The 20,365-nt window shown below is 74.5% G+C and carries 10 protein-coding genes; 9 read left to right on the top strand and 1 reads right to left on the bottom strand.

The genetic code is table 11. The annotated features are described in order from the left end of the window. Window positions 1–4 precede the first annotated feature (4 nt). The 9 genes from V7E46_RS06295 to V7E46_RS06335 all read left to right on the top strand — a co-directional run bounded on the left by V7E46_RS06295 (window position 5) and on the right by V7E46_RS06335 (window position 17,704). Window positions 5–1,744, top strand: coding sequence for a phytoene desaturase family protein (locus V7E46_RS06295; RefSeq protein ID WP_443054016.1), 1,740 nt, complete (start codon window positions 5–7; stop codon window positions 1,742–1,744). Continuing rightward, a complete protein-coding gene (locus V7E46_RS06300) occupies window positions 1,741–2,973 on the top strand; it encodes a cytochrome P450 (RefSeq protein ID WP_333767471.1) in 1,233 nt (410 codons plus the stop codon). The genes V7E46_RS06295 and V7E46_RS06300 overlap by 4 nt, the downstream gene beginning before the upstream one ends. Before the next feature lie 189 nt (window positions 2,974–3,162). Then, window positions 3,163–4,029, top strand: coding sequence for a DUF4132 domain-containing protein (locus V7E46_RS06305; protein ID WP_333767472.1), 867 nt, complete (start codon window positions 3,163–3,165; stop codon window positions 4,027–4,029). Next, window positions 4,026–8,933 (top strand): DNA-binding protein, encoded by a 4,908-nt coding sequence (locus V7E46_RS06310; RefSeq protein WP_333767473.1) that lies wholly within the window; start codon window positions 4,026–4,028, stop codon window positions 8,931–8,933. The genes V7E46_RS06305 and V7E46_RS06310 overlap by 4 nt, the downstream gene beginning before the upstream one ends. Window positions 8,934–9,071: 138 nt before the next feature. Continuing rightward, the gene (locus V7E46_RS06315) at window positions 9,072–10,232 is read left to right on the top strand and encodes an ATP-binding protein (RefSeq protein WP_333767474.1); all 1,161 of its coding nucleotides are present in this window, start codon (window positions 9,072–9,074) and stop codon (window positions 10,230–10,232) included. Next, window positions 10,229–13,921 carry a DUF5682 family protein gene (locus tag V7E46_RS06320; RefSeq protein WP_333767475.1) on the top strand — a complete coding sequence of 1,231 codons (3,693 nt, stop codon included), beginning with the start codon at window positions 10,229–10,231 and terminating at the stop codon, window positions 13,919–13,921. Before V7E46_RS06315 ends, V7E46_RS06320 begins: the two co-directional genes overlap by 4 nt. Next, on the top strand, window positions 13,918–15,783 hold the full coding sequence (locus V7E46_RS06325) for a hypothetical protein (protein ID WP_333767476.1): 1,866 nt from the start codon (window positions 13,918–13,920) through the stop codon (window positions 15,781–15,783). Before V7E46_RS06320 ends, V7E46_RS06325 begins: the two co-directional genes overlap by 4 nt. Before the next feature lie 268 nt (window positions 15,784–16,051). Then, window positions 16,052–16,366 (top strand): hypothetical protein, encoded by a 315-nt coding sequence (locus V7E46_RS06330; RefSeq protein ID WP_333767477.1) that lies wholly within the window; start codon window positions 16,052–16,054, stop codon window positions 16,364–16,366. A gap of 60 nt (window positions 16,367–16,426) precedes the next feature. Continuing rightward, window positions 16,427–17,704: a glutathionylspermidine synthase family protein gene (locus V7E46_RS06335; RefSeq protein WP_333767478.1), complete on the top strand. Its 1,278-nt coding sequence runs from the start codon at window positions 16,427–16,429 to the stop codon at window positions 17,702–17,704. Window positions 17,705–17,741: 37 nt separating this feature from the next. On the opposite strand, the gene V7E46_RS06340 is transcribed toward V7E46_RS06335, so the two are convergent. Next, on the bottom strand, window positions 17,742–19,955 hold the full coding sequence (locus V7E46_RS06340; RefSeq protein WP_333767479.1) for an MMPL family transporter: 2,214 nt from the start codon (window positions 19,953–19,955) through the stop codon (window positions 17,742–17,744). Between the last annotated feature and the right edge of the window lie 410 nt (window positions 19,956–20,365).

Here is a 20,365-nt window from a genome sequence, read left to right on the forward strand (position 1 = left end):
CGAGATGACCACCACGACGGCGGACACCCGCAGAAACAGCATGATCATCATCGGCGGCGGGCTCGGCGGCCTGTCCACCGGTGCCTACGGCCAGATGAACGGCTACCGCACCCAGGTCTTCGAGATGCACGAGATCCCGGGCGGCTGCTGCACCGGCTGGGGCCGCGGCGACTTCACCTTCGACGCCTGCGTCAGCTGGCTGCTCGGCAACGGCCCGGGCAACGAGATGCACCAGATCTGGCTCGAACTCGGAGCGCTCCAGGGCAAGGAGATGCGCCACTTCGACGTCTTCAACACCGTGCGCGGCCAGGACGGCCGCACCGTCTACTTCTACTGCGACCCCGACCGGCTCGAAGCCCACCTGGTGTCCCTGTCCCCGCCCGACGCCCGCGCCATCCGCTCCTTCTGCAAGGGCCTGCGCAAATTCATCGCCTGCCTGCCCTCCTACCCCTTCCTCACCCCGGTTCCGCTGATGAGCCGCCGGGAGCGCTGGCGGATGCTGGCCGGGTTCCTGCCGTACTTCAACCTCTTCCGCACCTCCATGTCGGTGCTGATGGCCGAGTATTCGACCCGCTTCAAGGACCCGCTGCTGAAAGAGGCCTTCAACTACGTCCTGTACGAGAAGCACCCGGGTTTCCCCGTCCTGCCCTTCTACTTCCAGATGGCCGCGCAGGCCCACCGTTCCGCAGGGGTGCCCGAAGGCGGCTCGCTGGAGCTGGCGCGCTCCATCGAGCGGCGCTATCTGCGGCTCGGCGGCCGGATCACGTACAACTCCCTGGTCGAGGAGATCCTGGTCAAGGACGACCGGGCGGTCGGGGTACGCCTCTCCGACGGCAGCCGGCACTACGCCGACATCGTGGTCTCGGCCTGCGACGGCCCCAGCACCTTGCTGAAACTGCTCGGCGGGCGCTACCTCGACGGCGAGTACGGCACCCTCTACCGCGAGACGCTGCACCGGCCCGGCATGGTCTTCCCCGGCTACACCAGCGTCTTCCTCGGCCTGCGCCGCTCCTACCCGGATGCCGACCCCACCACCACCCACCTGCTGGACGAGGCGACCGCCTCCCGGCTGACCGGCATCCGCCATCCGAGCCTCAACGTGCAGTTCCGCAGCCACTTCTACCCCGAGCTGTCGCCCCGGGACACCACCGTCATCTACGCCACCTACTTCTCCGACACCGCGCCCTGGCGGGAGCTCGCCGAGGGACCCGAACGCCTCAGCCGGGCCCGCAGGGGAACCGAGCTGCACACCCTGCCGGTCCGGCGCGGCAAGGCGTACACCCTCGCCAAGCGGCGCACCAGGGACGCGGTCATCGACTTCCTCGAAGAGCTCTATCCGGGGCTCAGGGTCTCCATCGCGGTACGGGACACCTGCACCCCCCTCACGCAGATCCGCTACACCGGCAGCTTCGAGGGCACCTTCCTGGGCTGGCAGCCCTTCGTGGAGAGCGGCGAGGCGATGGAGGAGCTGGTCAAGAAGAACGGCCCCGTCCTGCCCGGCCTGGAGAACTTCTACCTCTCCGGGGTGTGGGCCACCACCGGCGGCCTCATCCGCGCCGCAGCCGCCGGGCGCCAGGTCATGCAGTTCATCTGCCGGGACGACGGGATCGGCTTCACCGCCGCCCTCGACACGAGCGCCCCCCTGCCGACCCATGTGGACATCCCCGTCGGCCCGCACCGCCGAGCCCGTACCGCTCCCGCTCACGCCGCTTCGTCCCGCACCTCCGAGAAAGGCACCCCGTGACCGCGCCCCCCCATGCCGCCGGCCTCTCCCCCGAACCGCTCGCGTACCCCTTCTGGACCACCGAGGGGCTCGGCCTCCCGGACGGATACCGGCAGTTGCGCGACCGGCCGCCCACCCGAGTCCGGCTGCCGTACGGAGACGACGCCTGGCTCGCCACGCGCTACGACGACGTGCGGGCCATCCTGTCGGATCCCCGGTTCAGCCTGGCGGAGGCCCTGCACCGCGACCAGCCCCGCATCGGCCCCATGCCCCGGGCGGGCGGCGGCCTCATCGCCCTCGACGCCCCGCGCCACACCCAGTTGCGCGCGCTGCTGGCCAAGGAGTTCACCGCCCGCCGCATCGAACGGCTCCGCGACCGCATCCAGCAGGTGGCCGACGCCCTCATCGACCGGATGACGGCCGCCGGCCCGCCGTCCGACCTGGTCGAGGACCTGGCCTTTCCGCTGCCCATGACCCTGATCTGCGAAATCACCGGAGTGCCCGAGCCGGACCAGGCCGCCGTGCGGGCGTGGGCCGACACCGTGTGCTCGGGAAGGGTCACGCCCGAGATCGTCCAGCGGCACGCCGAGGACTTCTTCGGCCTTATGCACGGCTGGATCGAGGCACGGCGCCGCGCCCCCGCGGACGACCTGATCACCGTGCTGGTCCGGGCCTGCGACAACGGGGACCTCACGCAGGACGAGCTGACGGGACTGGCCAACGAACTGCTCATCGGCGGCTTCGTCACCACCACCAACCAGATCGCCAACTTCTTCGCGGTCCTGCTGCTCCCCGGGGAGGCGGGGGCAGGCGGCCCCGACCTGCTGGCGGCCGTCCGGGACCGGCCCGAGCTGATTCCGCGGGCCGTCGAGGAACTCCTGCGCTATGTGCCCCTGCTCAACGGCCTCACCCTGCCGCGCTACGCCACCGAGGACCTCGAACTGGGCGGTGTCCCGGTCCGGGCCGGTGAGGCGGTCGTGGTCTCCCAGGCCGCCGCCAACCACGACCCCAAGGTCTTCTCCTCCCCCGACCGCATCGCCCTGGACCGCCCCGGCACCCCGCACATCAGCTTCGGCCACGGCATCCACTACTGCCTGGGCGCGCACCTGGCGCGGCTCGAACTCCAGGTGGCCCTGGAGCGTGTGACGACCCGGCTGCCCGGCCTGCGGCTCGCCGCCCCGGAGGGGGATCTCAGCTGGCGCTCCAAGGAGTTCTTCAGCGGCCTGCGGGCACTGCCGGTGGCCTGGTAGCCGCCCCGGGCACCGGGCCCGGAGGACAGCCACCCCAGCGCCGCCGGCGCGCGGGCCGCCGACCACCCGGCTGTGTTGTCAGTGGCCGCCGCTAACGTTCCGCGCATAGTCGCACTCGGTCCGGGAGGACGTCCCTGGCCGAGCTGCGCTCTCATCGTGTGTTCTTGATGACGCGGAAGGCTGTGGCACGTGGGTTGGCTGTCGGCGGGTGACGGGTACGAAGTCGCTCTGGTGGAGGGGCGAATAGCGGCGCGCGCCACCTCGGGGAGGTCGGCGGGGCGGCAGTTGAAGTCGCTGCCGCGCACGCTCAAGGACCACCCGGAGGTGGACCGGCTGCGGCGGTTCGCCGAGTGGCTCGACCGGCACGCCGCCGCGTGTGTCGCGCAGGCCGACGCGTGGATGGTGTCCTCGCTGCCCGTGCCCACCGGGCTGCTGGCCCGGGTGTGGCCCGACGAGGCCTGGCAGTCCGCGCTGCGCGATCTGGCCGTGGTCGGCGACGACCCGGACGAGGTGGGCTTCCTGCGCGGCGCCACCGAGGCCGGCGAGCTGCAAGTGGTGAATCTGGACGGCGAGACCGTCCGGATGGCCCCGCGCACGGTGACGCTGCCCCACCCGGTGCTGCTGCCGGACCTCGACGACCTGCGCGAATTCGCGGCCGAACTGGGCATCGCCCAGCGCGTCGAGCAGATCCACCGGGCGGTGTGGCGCCGGCCCGCGGACCTCGACGCGGAGTCCACCGAGGTGCGGGAGTTCGCCGGAGGGTCGTTCCGCTCCCGCTTCGCGCTCGCCGCGCGCGCGAGTTCGCTGGGCTACCGGGTGTCCGGGGGTTACGCGACGACCCGGGTGCGGGACGGCGGGCACGCCGTCGAGGGCTGTGTGTGGATCGGCGAGCCGTACTGGGAGGACACGGTCGAGACCGGCGGCCTCACCTGGCAGGACCGCGACGGCCGCGCCCTGCCGCTGCGCGAGGTGGGTCCTGTGGCCTGGTCGGAGGGGATGCGGATGGCGGCGGCGCTGTACGCCGGCCGCGAGATCGAGAAGGGCAAGAACGCATGAGCGGGGGGACGCAGGTGTCGTACGAGGAGTTGCTGACGGCGGGCGCGGTGCTGCCGCCCGACGTGCCGGAGGCCGGTGAGCGGGGAGTGCCGCTGACGGCGCGGACGTACCGTCACCCGGGCCTCGACGACCGGGTGGTGGTGCGTCTGGTGGCCGGCGAGCTGGGCGCGGCGGAGGACCTGGCCGCCGGATTCCTCGGCCTGGCGCAGGACGCCGAGCCCGTCGTGGTCGGGTTCGGGCTGCGCCAGTCGCTGGGCTTCCCCGAATGGGTGCTGGTGCACCACCCGCAGGACGGGCACCACGCCCTGGGCGTCGTGCCGGACCTGGAGCGGGCGGCCCGGCAGGCCAGGTCCCGCCCGAAGGCCGCGCTGGACGCCTTCGTCGAACTCGGCGAGCGGCTGGCGGCCTCGGTGCCGCACTTCCTGCCGACGTATTACGAGCAGGCCGGGCGGGTGTTCCTCGCGGAGGAGAACACCACCTACGCGGCCCAGCTGTTCACCCGCGCCCGCAAGGCCGAGGCGGAACACGGACTGGAGGTCCAGGAGGAGCGGCTGGACGCCGTGTTCCTGGAGTTCGCGCTGGCCGGCGCCCTCCCGGTGACGGTGCTGTCCGCCTACGCGAAGGAACTGGCGGCGCAGGTGCCGCCCGAGGAGGCGCTGCGGCGCTTCACCACCTTGTGCCTGCGCCGCACGGCGGGCGGGCTGCCGCCGGCCGCGCGGATGGCGACCGACCTGCGCAAGCTGGCCCGGGCCGCCGGCCGGGACGCGAATCTCACCGAGCAGGAGTATCTGGCCGAACTCCTGCGCCTGCCGGCCACGCTGCGGGCGGCGACCAGCTGGTGGAAGGGGCACCGTACGGCGCTGGTCGCCCTGGCCGGGCGCGAGCCGCACGTCCGCGGCCTCCTGCTGGACGTGATCCCGGCCGGCCAGGACAGCGAGATGCCGGCGCTGTGGCTGGGGCTGCTGGCGGACTCCGGTGCCACGGCGGGCCTGTGGGACACGTCCCTGCCCGGCGAGCAGCGCCCGCGCGACGGGGCGGCGGGCTGGCTCCAGAGGTTCCAGACCCACCGTGAGCGGGCCCGTTCGTGGCGGGAGTCCGGCCGGATGCCCGAGCTGTACCCGCTGGTGGTGCGGACCGCGGATCTGCTGCGGGCCGAACTCGCCGCCTCGGGCGGCGCGTTGAAGGTCCTGCACGATCTCGACCTGATCGACCTGCTGCTGTCCCTGGACATTCCGGTGGCCGCCCCGGAGAAGAACGACGTCCTGCTCCTGACCCAATGGGCGCTCGGCGAGGGGCAGCGCGACCTCGTACGGCTGGCGGCCGACGCCCGCTTCCACGACGCCTTCCGGCGCGGCGCGGAGCGGTTCGGCAGCGACGACCGCACACTGCGCGCGATCAGGCTGCTGGCGGCCTCGCCTGGCGGCAGCCCGCTGCTCGCGGACTGGGTGCGCTCCGTCGTACGGCGCTTCACCGCGGTCGGTCTGCCCCAGCTGCCCGAGGCGCTCGCACGGCTGAAATGGCTGCCCGCCGAGGCGCTGGCGCTGGCCGAGGAGGAGGTCCGCGAGGCCGCGGGCACCGACCTCGCCCCGGTGCTCCAGCGCACCCTGCGGGCCGGGCTCTTCGACGAACTCGGCTGGCCCGCCTGGGAGGAGGCGGTCGGCGCACTCGTCCCCCAGGCCGATATCGAGGACGTGGTCGTCGCCGATGCCTGGCCCCACCTCATCGTGGCGGGCGCGGCCCAGGCCCGGGTGATCGGCGCCGAGGGCACCGTCCTGACCCACGACCTGCGGATCCCGGCGAACAGCGCCACGGGCGATCCCGGGTTCCACTACGTGGACGGGGAACTCCTCGTCCACTGGAGCGACGGCAGCGGCGGCCTGCGCGGCTACTGGCACACCCGGGCCGACCGACCGCAGCCCCTGGAGGGCGCCCGGAGCACCCGGGGTGTCCGGATGGACTGGTACCAGGCCGATATGCCGGTCACGCTGCCCCTGCCCGGCGGCGGCAGGACCACCGGCGGCGGCGTCCTGCACGCGGGCGACACCACCGTGCCCCCCGAGCGGCACGTGCTCTGCGACGGCGTCTCGTACTGGGTGTGGCACGCGGAGAGCGAGGCGGAACAGGCGCGCGGCTGGTACGAGTACGACCCGGTGACCGGTGAGCGGGGCCGGATGAGCAAGCCCGCCTTCCTCGCCGACGCGCTGCGCGATGCCCCCGAGGGCAGCAGCTTCGAGGGCGGCCGGCTGCGCCCCTCGCCGACGCCCGGCGCCGGACCCGCCTGCGCGCCCGTGGACGGCCTGGTCGGCCTGCGCGTGGTGCAGTCGCCCGACGGTTCCGTGCGTGCGCGGGATCTCGCCGGGCACACCGCCACCCTGCCCGCGAACTCCGGCCGGCCCGCAGCGCTCGTGGTCTTCCCCGGCGCCGCACAGGCGCATGCCGTCGTCCGCAACAGCTGGCAGCTCGCCGTCGTGGACACCGACGGCGTCATCACCTCGGTGGCCAAGACCGACCGCGCGCCCGGTGTCTTCGGCGAGGGCTCGCTGCTGCTGCCGCCGGTGCAGTTCTGGGAGTGCCTGACGGCCCGCGACCCGGAGGGTTCCGCGGCGCTGCGGCAGCTCGACCGGGACACCGCGGCGGCCCTGCTCACGGCCGCCGCGGACGAGGACAAGGAGGCGCTGCCCGACGCGATCCGCTCCCTCCTCCCGGTCACCCACAGCGCGCTGGTCTCCGGGATCGCCGGGGTCGTGCGCCACGCGGCCGGTCAGCGGGCCGTCCTGGACGCGGCGGCGGACCGGCTCACCCGCGCCCTCGACGGCGGCCTGGAGGACACCGGCCCGGCCGGGCCCGCGGACGCCGTACTCCTGGACGCCATGAACGGCCTCGGCGATTCGTCCGGCCACTGGTGGAACCGCGACGACGAGGCCGACACCGTCTTCCGCACCCTGCGCGAGATGAAGCGGGCGGGCAGCGGCCCGGGCGCCGAGGAGGCGGGGCAGACCGCGCGGCTCCACCTGGACGGCCGTCAGCTGCCCTTCGGCCGGCCCGGACTGGGGGCACTGATCGACCGCGCCGCGGCCATGGCCTTCCGGGCTGCGGCCGGCACCACCGCCGAGGACCACCGCACGGCGCTGTGCGCGCTGCTCGCCGAGTTCGACGCGCTGGGCTTGGTGCCGAACGTCCGGGCCGCGCACTGGCGCAAGGTCGACCTGCACCTGGCGGCCGGTCCGCTGCGCACCCCGTCGGGCGAGTGGCGCGACGGCGCGTGGTACGGGCTGCTGCCGCTGGGCGGCGGTTCCTTCGTCGCCCTGGTGGCACGCGGCTCGCAGGACGACGACGGCTGCGTGTTCAGCGGGTACTTCCACGACCCGGCCGGGCGCTTCGAGACACCCGCGCCCTACACCCTGCGGGCGTCGGCGCCGCTGGGCGCGGACGGGGAGGCGGACCGTGTCAGCGCCTTCCTCCGGGAGCTGGCCGCGCGCGGACCGGCGCCCTGGTTCCCGCAGGCAGCCGAGGAATTCGCCCGCCTGACCGGCGTCACCGAGACCGCGGCCCGGCTCATCGTGGCCGGACTGCCGCAGGTAGACGCCTACGAGCGGGCGTTCCTCACCGCGGAGGCGCGCGAGGCGATCGGCGTGAAGGCGGCTCCTGCGGCGGTCGCGAAGGACGATCTGCAAGGCGTCGACCCCGCGATCCGCGCCGCGGTCGTGGCCGCGCTGCTGCCCGCCGAGCCGGCCCGGCTGTGGACCGAGGGACCGGACTGGTCCGCCGCCGCCGAGGTCTGGAATTCCCGGGTGGGCCGGCGCACCGCCGTGCCCGAGGAATTGCTCAGCGACGCGGTACGCGTGTTCAGGCGGGGGCAGTACGAGGTCCGCCGGATCCTGCCCGCGCTGCTGCACCCGGCCGGCGAGCCCCAGCTCAGCCGGGACCTGGAGTGGGCGGTCGACGGGGACCGGGTCAAGCCCGTGGGCAAGGACACGGCCGGATTCACCGCGAAGACGCTGGTCGGCTCCATCGGCCTCGCCGCCTGGCTCGCCCACCGGCTGCCCGCCGGCGACCCGATCCGCGCCGCGCTGCCCGCCGCGCTCGGCGCCGTGCACGACCGGCTCGCCCACCCCGGACTGGTGCTCGACCTCGGGCGGTACATCGGCCTTCCCGACTTCCGGAAGACCGCGGGAGCGCCCACCGAGGTCGGCAAGGGCTTCGAGCGGTACGGCGCGGTCATCCTCGCCACCCACGACGACCTGCCCTCCCCCGGTATCCGCGTCGCCCTGCTGGACGAGGCGGGCCACGACCCGTATCTGCCCGCGCTCCGCGCCGACGGCGGGCGCCCCGACCCGGCGGAGGTGGCGCTGCGGCTGGCCCGCTCGGCCTCCTTCGCGGCCCTCCTCGCCGACCCGGGCGACCCGCGGGCGGGCGGGCGGGGCACGGACGGCACGTGGTGGCCGCAGGACCCGGGCCGCTCGGTGCCGGATCTGGTGGCAGACGCGGCCACGGAACACGGCGTCGGCGAGGACGCCGCGAGGCTCTATCTGATGCTGCTGGCCATGCCCGACCCGACCGACCGCATGACGGCCCGGTGGACGGGGTGGAAGCCGGCCCGGCTCAAGGCCGCCCGCGCCGAACTGGCCGCCACCGACCTGGTGGTGGAGGCCGTCCGCACCAGGGCCGGGCGCTCGCTCTTCCTGCCCGGTGGCTGGGTGGACCCCAAAGCACCGCACGTGCCGCTGGAGCGGTGGAAGGCGCCGCTGTTCCGCGACCTGCTGGCGGAGGAGGACGCGCTGCTGGGCGCGGTCGTGCCGACGGAACCGGCGGCGGAGCTGTACCGCAGGGCCTGGCAGCGGGTCCGCGAGGACGGCGGCCCCCGGTTCGAGGAGCTCAAGGTACGGCGGGGGCGCCGCCGCTGACGTACCCGCGGGGGGGGGGGGGGGGGGGGGGGGGGGGGGGGCGCGCGCCCCCCCCCCCCCCCCCCCCCCCCCCCCCCCCCCCCCCCCCCGGCACCCCCTGCCACGACGACGCACCCGACCTGACGAACAAGGACACGCATGACCCCGACCGACACGGCGAGGACCCTCCCGGCCCGGCAGACGCTGCCCGCCGAGGAGCGCCACGCGACCGAACTCGCCTTCCTCGCCGCCCACGACACGGGCCCCCGCCCGCCCGGCTGGCGGCTGACACCGCGCGCCGTGATCACCTTTGTCTGCGGCAGCGGCGGCGAGACGCTCAAGCTCCCCGAGCGGCACGGGACACTGCCGGACCGGCTGGCGATCACCCCCAAATTCGTCGGCGAACGCGCCCTGGTGGAGCGGTGCGTGGTCACCCTCGCGGGGGAACGCGGCCTGCTGCTGGTCGGCGAGCCCGGCACGGCCAAGTCGATGCTCTCAGAACTGCTGTCCGCCGCCGTCTGCGGCACCAGCGCCCTGACCGTCCAGGGCACCGCGGGCACCACCGAGGACGCCCTGCGCTACGGGTGGAACTACGCCCTGCTGCTCGCCCAGGGCCCCACCTCCGCGGCGCTCGTCGACTCCCCGGTGCTGGCCGCCATGCGCGCCGGGCGGGTGGCCCGCGTCGAGGAGATCACCCGCTGCCTGCCCGAAGTGCAGGACGCCCTGGTGTCGATCCTGTCCGACCGGCGGATGAGCGTGCCCGAGCTGTCCGGCACGGACGGCGCGCAGGTCGCGGCGGCCCCCGGCTTCACCGTCATCGCCACCGCCAACCTGCGCGACCGCGGCGTCTCGGAGATGTCCGCCGCGCTCAAGCGCCGCTTCAACTTCGAGACGGTGCACCCGATCGCCGACATCGAGGCGGAGACCGCGCTCGTACGGCACCAGGCGGTGGCCGCCGTGGAAAGGGCGGGCGCGGCCTTCGGCGTCGACGACGCGGTCCTGGACGTCCTGGTCACCGTCTTCCGCGATCTGCGGGCCGGCCGGTCAGCGGAGGGCTGGGATGTGGAAAAGCCCGGCACGGTGATGTCCACGGCCGAGGCCGTACAGGTCGCCGTCTCCCTCGGGGTGGCCGCCGCCTACCTCCCGGGCGCCGACTCCCTCGACCTGGTCCCCGGCCACCTCCTGGGCGTCGTCCGCAAGGACGACCCGGCCGACCACGCCCGGCTCCTCGGCTACTGGGACGGCCCGGTGCGCCGCCGCGCCGAGGACGGTTCCGCGCTGTGGCGCCGGCTCTGGGACCTGCGGGAGAACCTCCGGTGACACACACCCCGGATCCACGGGCGGCCGTCACCGCCCTCGCCGGCTCCACGGAGCCGTATCTGCTGGGCGTCCGGCACCACAGCCCGGCGCTCGCGGCGGCGGTGCCCGCCCTGCTCGACGCCTCGGGGGCGGACGTGGTGTGCGTGGAGCTGCCCGCCGACTTCGAGCGGTGGCTCACCCATCTGGCCGCGCCCGGCACCGTCGCACCGGTCGCCCTCGCCGGAGCGGACGGGAACGGGCGGCTCGGCTTCTACCCGTTCGCCGACTTCTCCCCCGAACTGGCCGCGGTCCGCTGGGCCCGCGAGCACGGGGCGGACGTCGTGTGCTGCGATCTGCCGATGTCCGATCCGGCGTGGAGCGCGGACGGCCCCGTGCCGGCGCCGGTCCCGGTGCCCGACGCACGGACCGCCGCCGCCGGAGTGACCGCCGCCGCGCACGATCCGCAGCGGAGCGCGGACAGTCCCGTGCCCGTACCCCGCATGCGGACCGCCGTCGCCGAAGTGGCCCCCGCCGCCCGGGCGACCGCCGGGCCCGCCTCATTCGCGACCGCGCTCGCCGCGTCCGGGACAGGCCGTGACGGTGACGACCTGTGGGACCGCTGCGTCGAGGTCCTCGCCCCCGGATCGGCCGCCGAGGCGATCCGCCGCGCCGCCCTCGGGGTCGGATGGGCGCTGCGCAGCGACGCCGCAGCCGCCGGGGGGATCCCGGCGGTGGACCTGGCCCGCGAGGCGTACATGCGCCGGGCGATCGCGCGCGCCCAGGATGGCGGGCGCCGGGTCGCCGCCGTCGTCGGCGCCTTCCACGCCCCGGCGCTGACCGGTGCCGGCCCGGCTCGCGGCACGGACGCGGTGCCGGGAGCCGGGGCGGTGTACGCGGCATGCGATTCCGACAGCGCCGCGGAGCACACGGGCGTCGTCACCTCCCTCGTGCCGTACGCCTTCGATCTCCTGGACTCCCGTTCCGGCTATCCGGCGGGGATCCGGGATCCGCGCTGGCAGCAGGCGGTGTTCGAGGCCGGCGGCGACCCCGAGCGGATCCGGGGCGCCGCAGCGCGGGCGATCACCGACGTGTGCCGTGAACTGCGCGCGGCCGGGCACCCCGCCGGTACGGGCGAGGCAGCCGAGACCGTGCGGATGGCCTGCGACCTCGCCGGGGTGCGCGGACTCGCCGCTCCGGGACGGGGCGAGGTCCTCGAAGCCCTCACGGCCGTGATGGGCCAGGGCGAGCCGCTCGGCCGCGGCCGGGCCCTCGCGCGAGCGCTCCAGGTGGTCCTGGTCGGCGCCGCCCGGGGCCGGATCGCGCCCGGCACACCGCGCTCCGGCCTCGGGCCGAGCGTGGAGGCGGAGGCCGCCGCGCTGAAACTGCCGGGCCCTGACGACCCCGCCCCGCGCGAGGTGCGGCTCGACCCGCTGCGCTCCGCCCTGGACAGCCGCCGCGAGATCCTGCTCCAGCGCCTCGCCGTGTGCGGCACGGGATACGGCGAGGCCGTCACGGTGGCGGGTACGGGCGACGCGGCTGCCCTCACCACCCGTTGGCGCGTGTCGTGGACCCCGGCTGTCCCGGTACGACTGGACCTGGCCGGGGTGAGGGGTGTGACCGCGGCCCTGGCCGCGGAGGGCACCCTGCGGGAGACCTTCCGGGGTCAGGCGGCGGACGGCGGCCCCACCTGCGCCGACGTCCTCGGGGCACTCGGCGCCGCCGCCCGCTGCGACCTGCCCGCCCTGGTGGAGGAGCGCCTGGCCGACGCCGCCGAACTGCTCCCCGCCGCCGCCACGCTCCCCGAACTCCTCGCCGCACTGGACCTGTTGGAGGCGCTGCGCCGCGGCCATCTGCCCGGCACGACTGCCGGCAGCAGGCGGACCGCCGCCGAACTGGCCACCGACCTCATGGAGTCGGCGGTACGCGCCCTGCCCGGGCTGGCGGGCAGCGACCGGCCCGAGGACACCGCCGCGCTCATCGAACTGGCCTCGCGGGCCGGCGAACACCGCCTCGGGCTGCGGATGGACGACGCCCTCGACACCCTCGCCCGCACCGGCTCCCCGCTGGTCCAGGGCGCCGCGCTGGCCGCCCGGGTCCTGCTCGACCTCGACGACGCCGGCACCCTCGGCGCCCGTACGGCGGGCTGGATCGACACGGCCACCGGTCCCGAGGCACGGCGTGCGCTGAGCCGCCGGCTCAGCGGACTGCTCAGCGGCGCGTCCGCGCTGCTCCAGTCGGCCCCGGCGGCGACGGACCCGCTGCTTGACCGCATCGACACACTCCCCGACCAGGACTTCCTCGACCGGCTGCCGGCCCTGCGCGGGGGTTTCGACACGCTCAGCCCCGCGGGTCGCGACCGCCTGCTGCACACCGTGACCGAGCGGCTCGGCGACCGCCTCGACCTGTCGCTGACGGCCGCGCCCCAGCTACTCGCGCTGTGGACGGCCGCCGACGCGGAAGGACGTACCGCCCTGCGCGCCCTGGGACTGCCCACGGGGACGGTTGACGCATCAGCCGGCGGCTCCCCGCCCGTCGCCTCGGCCGCACCACGCCCCGCGCGAGCGCCCGCCGCCACGGACGCCGCGCTCCGGATCGGCCCCGCCGACCGGTGGCGGCTGCTCCTCGGCCGGGAGAGCGAGCACCTCCCGCAGCACGCCCGCCGTTACGCGCACGCGCTGGACGAGCTGTACGGCACCGGTCGCGGTGAGGGTTCCGCGGACCTCGGCCGGGAAGCCGGCGGCCAGGGCGGCGGGCAGGACGCGTCCTTCCCGACCGCCCGCGAATGGGCCGGGGAGTTGGAGGCGCTGTTCGGCGCCGAGGTCCGCGAGGAGGTCCTGGCCCTCGCCGCCGACCAGGGGCGTGCCGACGTGCTGGCCGAACTCGACCCCGCGGCGGTCCGCCCGTCGGTCGACCTGCTGACCTCCGTGCTGTCCCTCGCCGGCGGGATGCCGGAACAGCGGCTGGCCAGGCTCCGCCCGCTGGTGCGCCGCCTGGTCGACGAACTGGCCAAGGAGCTCGCCACCCGGATGCGTCCGGCCCTGACGGGGCTCGCGACACCGCGCCCCACCAGGCGTCCCGGCGGCCGGCTCGACCTGCCGCGCACCCTGCGGGCCAACCTCGCCCACGCGCGCAGAACGGCGGACGGGCGGACCGTGGTCGTACCAGAGCGGCCGGTGTTCAGCACCCGCTCGCGCAAGGAGGCGGACTGGCGCCTGGTCCTGGTGGTCGACGTGTCCGGGTCGATGGAGGCCTCCGTCGTCTGGTCGGCGCTGACCGCGGCCGTCCTGGGCGGTGTCCCCACCCTGTCCACGCACTTCCTCGCCTTCTCGACCGACGTGATCGACCTGACGGACCGGGTGGACGACCCCCTGTCGCTCCTGCTGGAGGTACGGGTCGGCGGCGGCACCCACATCGCGGCCGGGCTCGCCCACGCCCGCTCGCTGGTCACCGTGCCCAGCCGGACCCTCGTGGTGGTGGTGAGCGACTTCGAGGAGGGCTACCCGCTGGGCGGACTCCTCGGCGAGGTGAGGGCGCTGGCGGCCTCCGGGGTGCATCTGATGGGGTGCGCCGCCCTGGACGACTCCGGCGCCCCGCGCTATTCGGTGCCCGTCGCCCAGCAGCTCGCCGCGGCCGGTATGCCCGTCGCCGCGCTCAGTCCCCTCGCCCTCGCCCGCTGGGTGGGCGACCGCCTCCGCGGAGAGGTCCGATGAACCCCGAACTGCCCCCGGCGGCCCCCGATGTGGTCGCCTCAGCCGTCGAGACGCTGACCTCCCGGCTGCGCAAGAAGCTGGACGCCGCGATCGAGTCGTACGCGGCCGTGCCGGTGGTGGCCGACGGCGCCCTGCGGCGGGTGCGGTGCGGACAGGACGCCGAGGTCACGCTCACGCCCGGCCCCTCCGGCGCGGTCACGGACGCGGACCAGGCGGTGTGCAGCTGCCTGCTCGCGCCCCGGTGTCTTCACCGGGCCGCCGTCCTGAGCGCGTGCCCGGTCGCCGACGCGGAGGCGGTGCCCGCTTCCGAGGGCGACAGCGCGCCGCAGGGCACGGCGGGGCAGGCGGGCGGCGAGCCCGGCGCTGCCGCGGGGGCCGATGAGGAGCCCGTGGCGCTGACCGCTGGCCAGGTGGCCGCCGCGGCCGAACTGTGGGCCGCCGCCGCGGCCGTGCTCACCGCCGGGGTGCCGGCCGCGGGCGCTGTTCCGCAGGCCGAGCTGCTGCGGGCCGCGCACACCGCCCGGGTGGCCGGGCTGCACCGCGCCGAGGCAGCCGCCCTGCGGGTCCTGCGCGGGCTGCGTGGCGCGCGCGCCCGCCACGACGGCCACCGGCTGGCCGACCTGGTCGCGAATCTGCGGGAACTCCTGCTCACCACCGCCCTGTTGGGCAGCCCCGCCCCGCAGCACGCGCTGGTCGGCACCGCCCGGCGCGCCTACCGCCCGGCCGGCGGCCTGCGGGTCCACGGGGTGTGCAGGGAACCGGTGATCGCGGCCACCGGCTACGGAGGTGTCGTCACCCATCTCGTCTCCGAGGACGGGCGCTGGTTCTCCATCGCCGACGTCAAGCCCGGCGGACCGGCCCGCGCGAAGGGCGCGGCCACGGCCACCGTGGCGCTCGGCTCGGGAAGCCTCGACCATTCCCAGCTCTCCCGCGGCGGACTGCTGATCTCCGGCGCGACGGTCTCTTCCGACGGCCGTCTCGGCGCGGGCAAGGGCGTGCGGGCCACGGCGGTCAGCGGCCTGCCGTGGACGTCGGGGCCGCTTGCCGCGCTGTTCGCACGTCCCCTGGGCGAGGCCGTCGCCGAACGGCTCGCCGCGGCTCCGGAGGCCGACCCGGAACGGGCCGGGCAGGCGGAGCGCGAGCTGGTCGGGTGCGACCTGCTGCTCGTCGGGGCGGCGGGCGAGCAGCTGATCGCCCGGGAGCTGCTGCCCGGACGGCCGGACACGGAGGGCCTGCTGATCCGGCTGGCCCCGTCCAACGGCCATCCCGACCTCGCCCATACGGCCAACTTCCGCCGGCTCGCGTCCCGTCCGGGGCTGAGGCTGCGTGCGATCGGCCGTCTGGACCCCGACCGCGCCGCGACGCTGCGCCCGCTCGCGGTCGCCCCGCTGCCCGACACCGAGGCGACGCTGCGGCTGCCCGCGGACTGGAAGGGCCGCGCCGACCTGGGCTACGACCGTCTGGAGGGTGTCCACCTCCCGCCGCCCGCTGTCGTGCCCGCCCCGGACGACCTGGGCGCCGTGCCTTCCGATCCGCTGGCGCAGGCCCCCCTGTGGCGGCTTCGGCGACTGGTCGACGTCGCGGTGTCGGGTGGCCGCCGAGCTGTCGCCGAGCCCGCGCGCGACGGCGACCGGAGCGGCGGCGGGGCGGCGCTGCGCCGCGGCGGCTTCGGTACGGCCGCGGACCTGGCGGCCGGCCTCACCGCCGAGGCCGACCGGCGTACCCGGGACGTCTTCGGCCGCACCGGCGAGGCCGACCCCGACAGCTACGCGCGGGCCTGGCTCGCCTCGGCCGTCTATCTGGCCGGTGTGGAGCGGGCGTTGGTACGGGCCACCTGGCAGCCGGAGCCCGCGGGGCCGTGAACCGCACCCCGGGCGAAGCGGCCGACGGACCGGCCTGAGGCCGCCGGGCCGCGCCTTCGCCCCCGTGGTTCCTTGTCGCGGCACCCGTGCGACCATGCCCCTTTGCGGCGGGGCCGTGGAGCCGGAGGCCGGTTCCGGGGTGCCGCCGCGCGAAAGGCTCCGACTGCGCCCGCCGTCCGCGGGTATCCGCCGTCGAGTAGGCACAGTGGCCGCGCCGCAGCCGGGGTGACCGGCCGGGCCGGGGCCGCACGGGGGAAGGGAATGTTCGATGGCATCGCAGGAACGCAGGCTCCGTTCGGGAGTCGTGATGCTCGGGAGTGTGGGGCTGCTCGCGGCCGCCCTCGTCTCGTGCTCCTCGGGCGGCCCGGACAAGCGGTGCGTCGACCCGACGACGTACAAGAAGCTGAACGACCGCGACTGCCACGACGGCGGCCCGGGCCGCTACTACTACGGCGGTTCGGTGAAGAACGGCAAGGTGTCCGGCGGCGGCTTCGACAAGTCCGCGGTCAAGCGCGGCGGTTTCGGCGGCGGGTCCGGTGGCGGCAAGGGCGGCGAGGGCGGGCACGGCTCCGGCGGGAGCTGACGGCGGCTCAGCGGCACACGCACCAGGACAACGGACACAGGTATCAGGGGGGTTCGCCGTATGCGGCGGCACACGATCGCACCGCGGCCGCAGTGGCAGCGCATCGTCGAGGAGCAGGGGGTGGTGTATCCGCTGACCCGGCACCCGGACGGCGTGCTGCGTCCGTACTGGGACGAGAGCGCCTACTACGCCTTCACGCTGCCGGAGGTCGAGGCGCTGGAGGCCGTGGTGGAGGAGCTGCACCGGCTGTGCCTGGACGCCGCCGCGCACATGGTGGCGGAGGATCGCTTCGCCGACCTCGGCATCACCGACCGCGGGCTCGTCGCACGGATCGTCGAGTCATGGCGCCGCCGCGACGAGCTGCCCTCCCTGTACGGGCGGTTCGACCTGCGCTACGGCGGCGGCGCCGAGTCGGGCACGGCGGCGGACTCCGTCAAGCTGCTGGAGTACAACGCCGATACGCCGACCTCACTCGTCGAGGCGGCTGCCGCCCAGTGGTTCTGGCTGGAGGACCGCTTCCCCGGCGCGGACCAGTGGAATTCGCTGCACGACCGGCTCGTGGCGCGCTGGCGCGAGCAGGCGGGCCTTCTGCCGCCGGGGCCGGTGCACTTCGCGCACACCCAGGCCGATGAGATCGGCGAGGACCTGATGACCGTGGCGTATCTGCGCGAGACCGCCGAGCAGGCCGGCCTGGAGACCGTCGCGCTGGCCGTCGAGGACATCGGCTGGGACGGGCTGTCGGAGCGGTTCGTCGACGAGCAACTGCGCTTCATACGGAGCTGCTTCAAGCTCTACCCGTGGGAATGGCTCGCGACCGACGCGTTCGGCCCGCACGTGCTGGCCACCCTCGACAACGGCGGCGGCACGGGCAGCACCTGCTGGATCGAGCCCGCGTGGAAGATGCTGCTGTCCAACAAGGCGCTGCTGGCGATCCTGTGGGAGCGCAACCCCGGTCATCCCCACCTGCTCCCCGCCTACCTGGACGGCCCGCGCGAACTCGCCGCCGGCGCGGGCTACGTGGCCAAGCCGCTTTTCGGGCGCGAGGGTGCGGGCATCACGGTGCACGAAGCGGCGCGCGAGCCGGTTCACGCCGTAAAGCCGGACGGGTCGGCGCCTGGGCCCCCGCCCGCCGGCTCCGGCGCCGCCTCCGCCGCCCCTGCCGGCTCGGCGGAGGGCACCTGCTACCAGCAGTTGGCTCCGCTGCCCGTCTTCGACGGCAACCATGTCGTCCTCGGCGCCTGGGTGGTGGGCGAGGAGGCGGCCGGGCTCGGCATCCGCGAGTCCGCCGGCCTGGTCACGGACGCCTACGCGCGGTTCCTGCCGCACATCATCGTGTGAGGGCGGCGGAAGGCGGCCCCGGCCAGGACCGCGCAGGTCACAGCCCGGTCCGGGCGGGGCCGCCGGCGCGCGGGAGCTTGCCGCCGGCGAGGTCGTGTTCGAGGCGCTGCCCCTCGATGTCGGGGTCGGGGATGTGCCGGGAGAACCACTGGGGGTGGTACCAGAGCTTGGCGCGGACGATCGCCATGACGGCCGGGACCAGGGTGAGCCGGACCACGAAGGCGTCGAGGAAGACGCCGGCCGCGAAGCTGAAGCCGATCGCCTTGATGGTCGGGTCGTCGGTGAACATGAAGGCCACGAAGATGAAGAACATGATCAGTGCCGCGGCCGTGACGACCCGGGCCGACACCCCCGTGCCGCGCTCGACGGCCCGCAGGGCGTCGCCGTTCTTGGTGTAGTCCTCCTTGACCCGGGAGACGACGAAGACCTCGTAGTCGCTGGACAGTCCGAAGATGATCGCCAGCATGATGATCGGCAGGAAGCTGATCGTCTCGGACGGGGTGATCCCGAAGACATGGCGGCCCCAGCCCCACTGGAAGACCGCCACCTGTGCGCCGAGGGCCGCCGACATCGACAGCAGGAAGCCCAGGATCGACTTGACCGGCACCAGGATGGTCCGGAAGGCGAAGGTCAGCAGGATGAAGGCCAGGCCGACCACCACGGCCAGGAAGACCGGCAGCGCGCTGGAGAGCTTGGCGGAGACGTCGATGTTGGACGCGGTGGTGCCGCCGACCAGGATCCGCGTGCCGGTGGTGCCCTCGATCGACGCCCGGTCGCGGCGCAGCCGGTGCACGAGCGAGGCGGTGGACGGGTCGTTCGGCCCCGACCTGGGGATCAGCCGGACCAGCGAGGTGCCGTTCTTCGCGGTCACCGGCGTCACCTGCTGGACGTCGGGTTCCTTCGCCAGCGCGCCCGCGATGCTCAGGGTGTCCGAGGGCTGCCGGACGTCCTGGACGACGATCAGCAGCGCGCCGTTGAACCCGGCGCCGAAGCCCTCGGTGGTCAGGTCGTACGCCTTGCGCTGGGTGTTGTTCGTCGGCTTCGACGCGCCGCTGGGCAGACCGAGCCGGATACTGAGGGCCGGGATCGCGAGGACGCCGAGCAGGACGACGCCGCCGGCGAGCATGACGATCCGGCGGCGTACGACCAGCCGGGCCCAGCGGGCGCCGGCCGGGCTGCCCGGATCGGCGGCGGACCTGCGGGCGACCCGCTCGACGTGCTTGCCCAGCAGCGGCAGACGGGTGAAGGTGGCCACCTTGAGCCCGGCGAAGCCGAGCACCGCGGGCAGGAACGTCAGGGCGATGAGCAGCGCGACCGTGACGGACGCCGCCGCGGCGAGGCCCATCACCGTCAGGAAGGGGATACCCACCACGGTCAGCCCGCACAGCGCGATGATCACCGTGAGAGCGGCGAAGACCACGGAGCTGCCCGCCGTGCCCATGGCCAGCGGCGCCGACTCCTCGGGCGTCATGCCGTTGAGGAGGTTGGTGCGGTGGCGGTAGAGGATGAAGACGCCGTAGTCGATGCCGCAGGACAGGCCGAGCATCAGCGCGACCGTCGTCGACGCCGACGCGATCGTCACCACGGACGCGACGGCCGTGACGCCCATCAGGGTGGTGATCACCCCGATGATCGCGCCCAGGATGGGCATGCCGGCCGCCGCGAAGGCCCCGAAGGTGATCATCAGGATGATGAACGCGACGACCAGGCCCGCCAGTTCCGGCAGCTCGGAGACCACCAGCCGCCAGCCGGGATAGACGCTGCCGCTGTACTCCACCTGGACGCCGGCGGCCCGCACCGGTTTCATGGCGTCCTTGACCTGGTCGAGGTCGGCGTCCTTGACGTCGGCCGGCTGCGCCGTCCACTGCACCTGCCCGAGGGCGATCTGCCCGCTCTTCGAGACCAGTCCGCTCGCGTACGGAGCCACGACGGTGGAGACCTGGGGCACGGACCTGAGCTTGCCGAGGGCCGCCGTGATCACGCCTTTGAGCGCCGGGTCGGTGACTTTCGCGCTGCCGTGGGCGGCGAACACGATCGTGCTCTGGCCGCCGCCGAAGGCCGGCAGCTTGGCCTTGAGGACGTTGGACGCGTTCTGCGACTCGGTGCCCGGGATGGTGAAGTTGTCATTGGTCTTGCCGCCGCTGGCCTGGCCGATGGCGATGGCGGCCACGGCAGCTGCGAGCCATAGCGCCAGGACCAGCCTCCGCCTCCGGTAGGCGAACCGGGCAAGTCGGTAGAGATAGCTCGACATGGGTACATACTGCACGAATCATGCGATCCGACCCCTTTGTACTCGCGGCCCGGCGGGGTCACCCTCGCGCCGGCCGCGACTCCGGTGACCGAAGGCCGCCCGGCGTTCGAGGTTGATTACCTCACCGTCGAACACGCGGAAATCTATGTCGGCTGGAGTAGACATTGGATGGCGGCTCGGCTATGGTTTCTCTCGTAGCCAGAAGGACAGCAGGGCCTGGCAGAGACGAACTGCCGGGCAGCAGNGACGGCGACGGGACTGACGACCGGACCGGGTGGCCCGCAGTGATCAGGGGCCGCCGTAAGCAGTACCGCAGTGGCAGTATCCGCAAGTGCAGTGCGCAGTATCCGTTCGGCAAGTGAGTGATCCCAGAGGGAAGAACGGAGGAGCCCAAGCGCCATCAGGATCGC

It is taken from the genome of Streptomyces sp. IBSBF 2435, from assembly GCF_036815005.1.
Lineage (GTDB): Bacteria > Actinomycetota > Actinomycetes > Streptomycetales > Streptomycetaceae > Actinacidiphila.

What these genes read in the sequence shown, in the direction of transcription:
- V7E46_RS06325 (WP_333767476.1), top strand. Translation starts at nt 13,918, where the DNA reads ATGAACCCCGAACTGCCCCCGGCGGCCCCCGATGTGGTCGCCTCAGCC.
- V7E46_RS06310 (WP_333767473.1), top strand. Translation starts at nt 4,026, where the DNA reads ATGAGCGGGGGGACGCAGGTGTCGTACGAGGAGTTGCTGACGGCGGGC.
- V7E46_RS06335 (WP_333767478.1), top strand. Translation starts at nt 16,427, where the DNA reads ATGCGGCGGCACACGATCGCACCGCGGCCGCAGTGGCAGCGCATCGTC.
- V7E46_RS06315 (WP_333767474.1), top strand. Translation starts at nt 9,072, where the DNA reads ATGACCCCGACCGACACGGCGAGGACCCTCCCGGCCCGGCAGACGCTG.
- V7E46_RS06340 (WP_333767479.1), bottom strand. Translation starts at nt 19,955, where the DNA reads ATGTCGAGCTATCTCTACCGACTTGCCCGGTTCGCCTACCGGAGGCGG.
- V7E46_RS06330 (WP_333767477.1), top strand. Translation starts at nt 16,052, where the DNA reads ATGGCATCGCAGGAACGCAGGCTCCGTTCGGGAGTCGTGATGCTCGGG.
- V7E46_RS06295 (WP_443054016.1), top strand. Translation starts at nt 5, where the DNA reads ATGACCACCACGACGGCGGACACCCGCAGAAACAGCATGATCATCATC.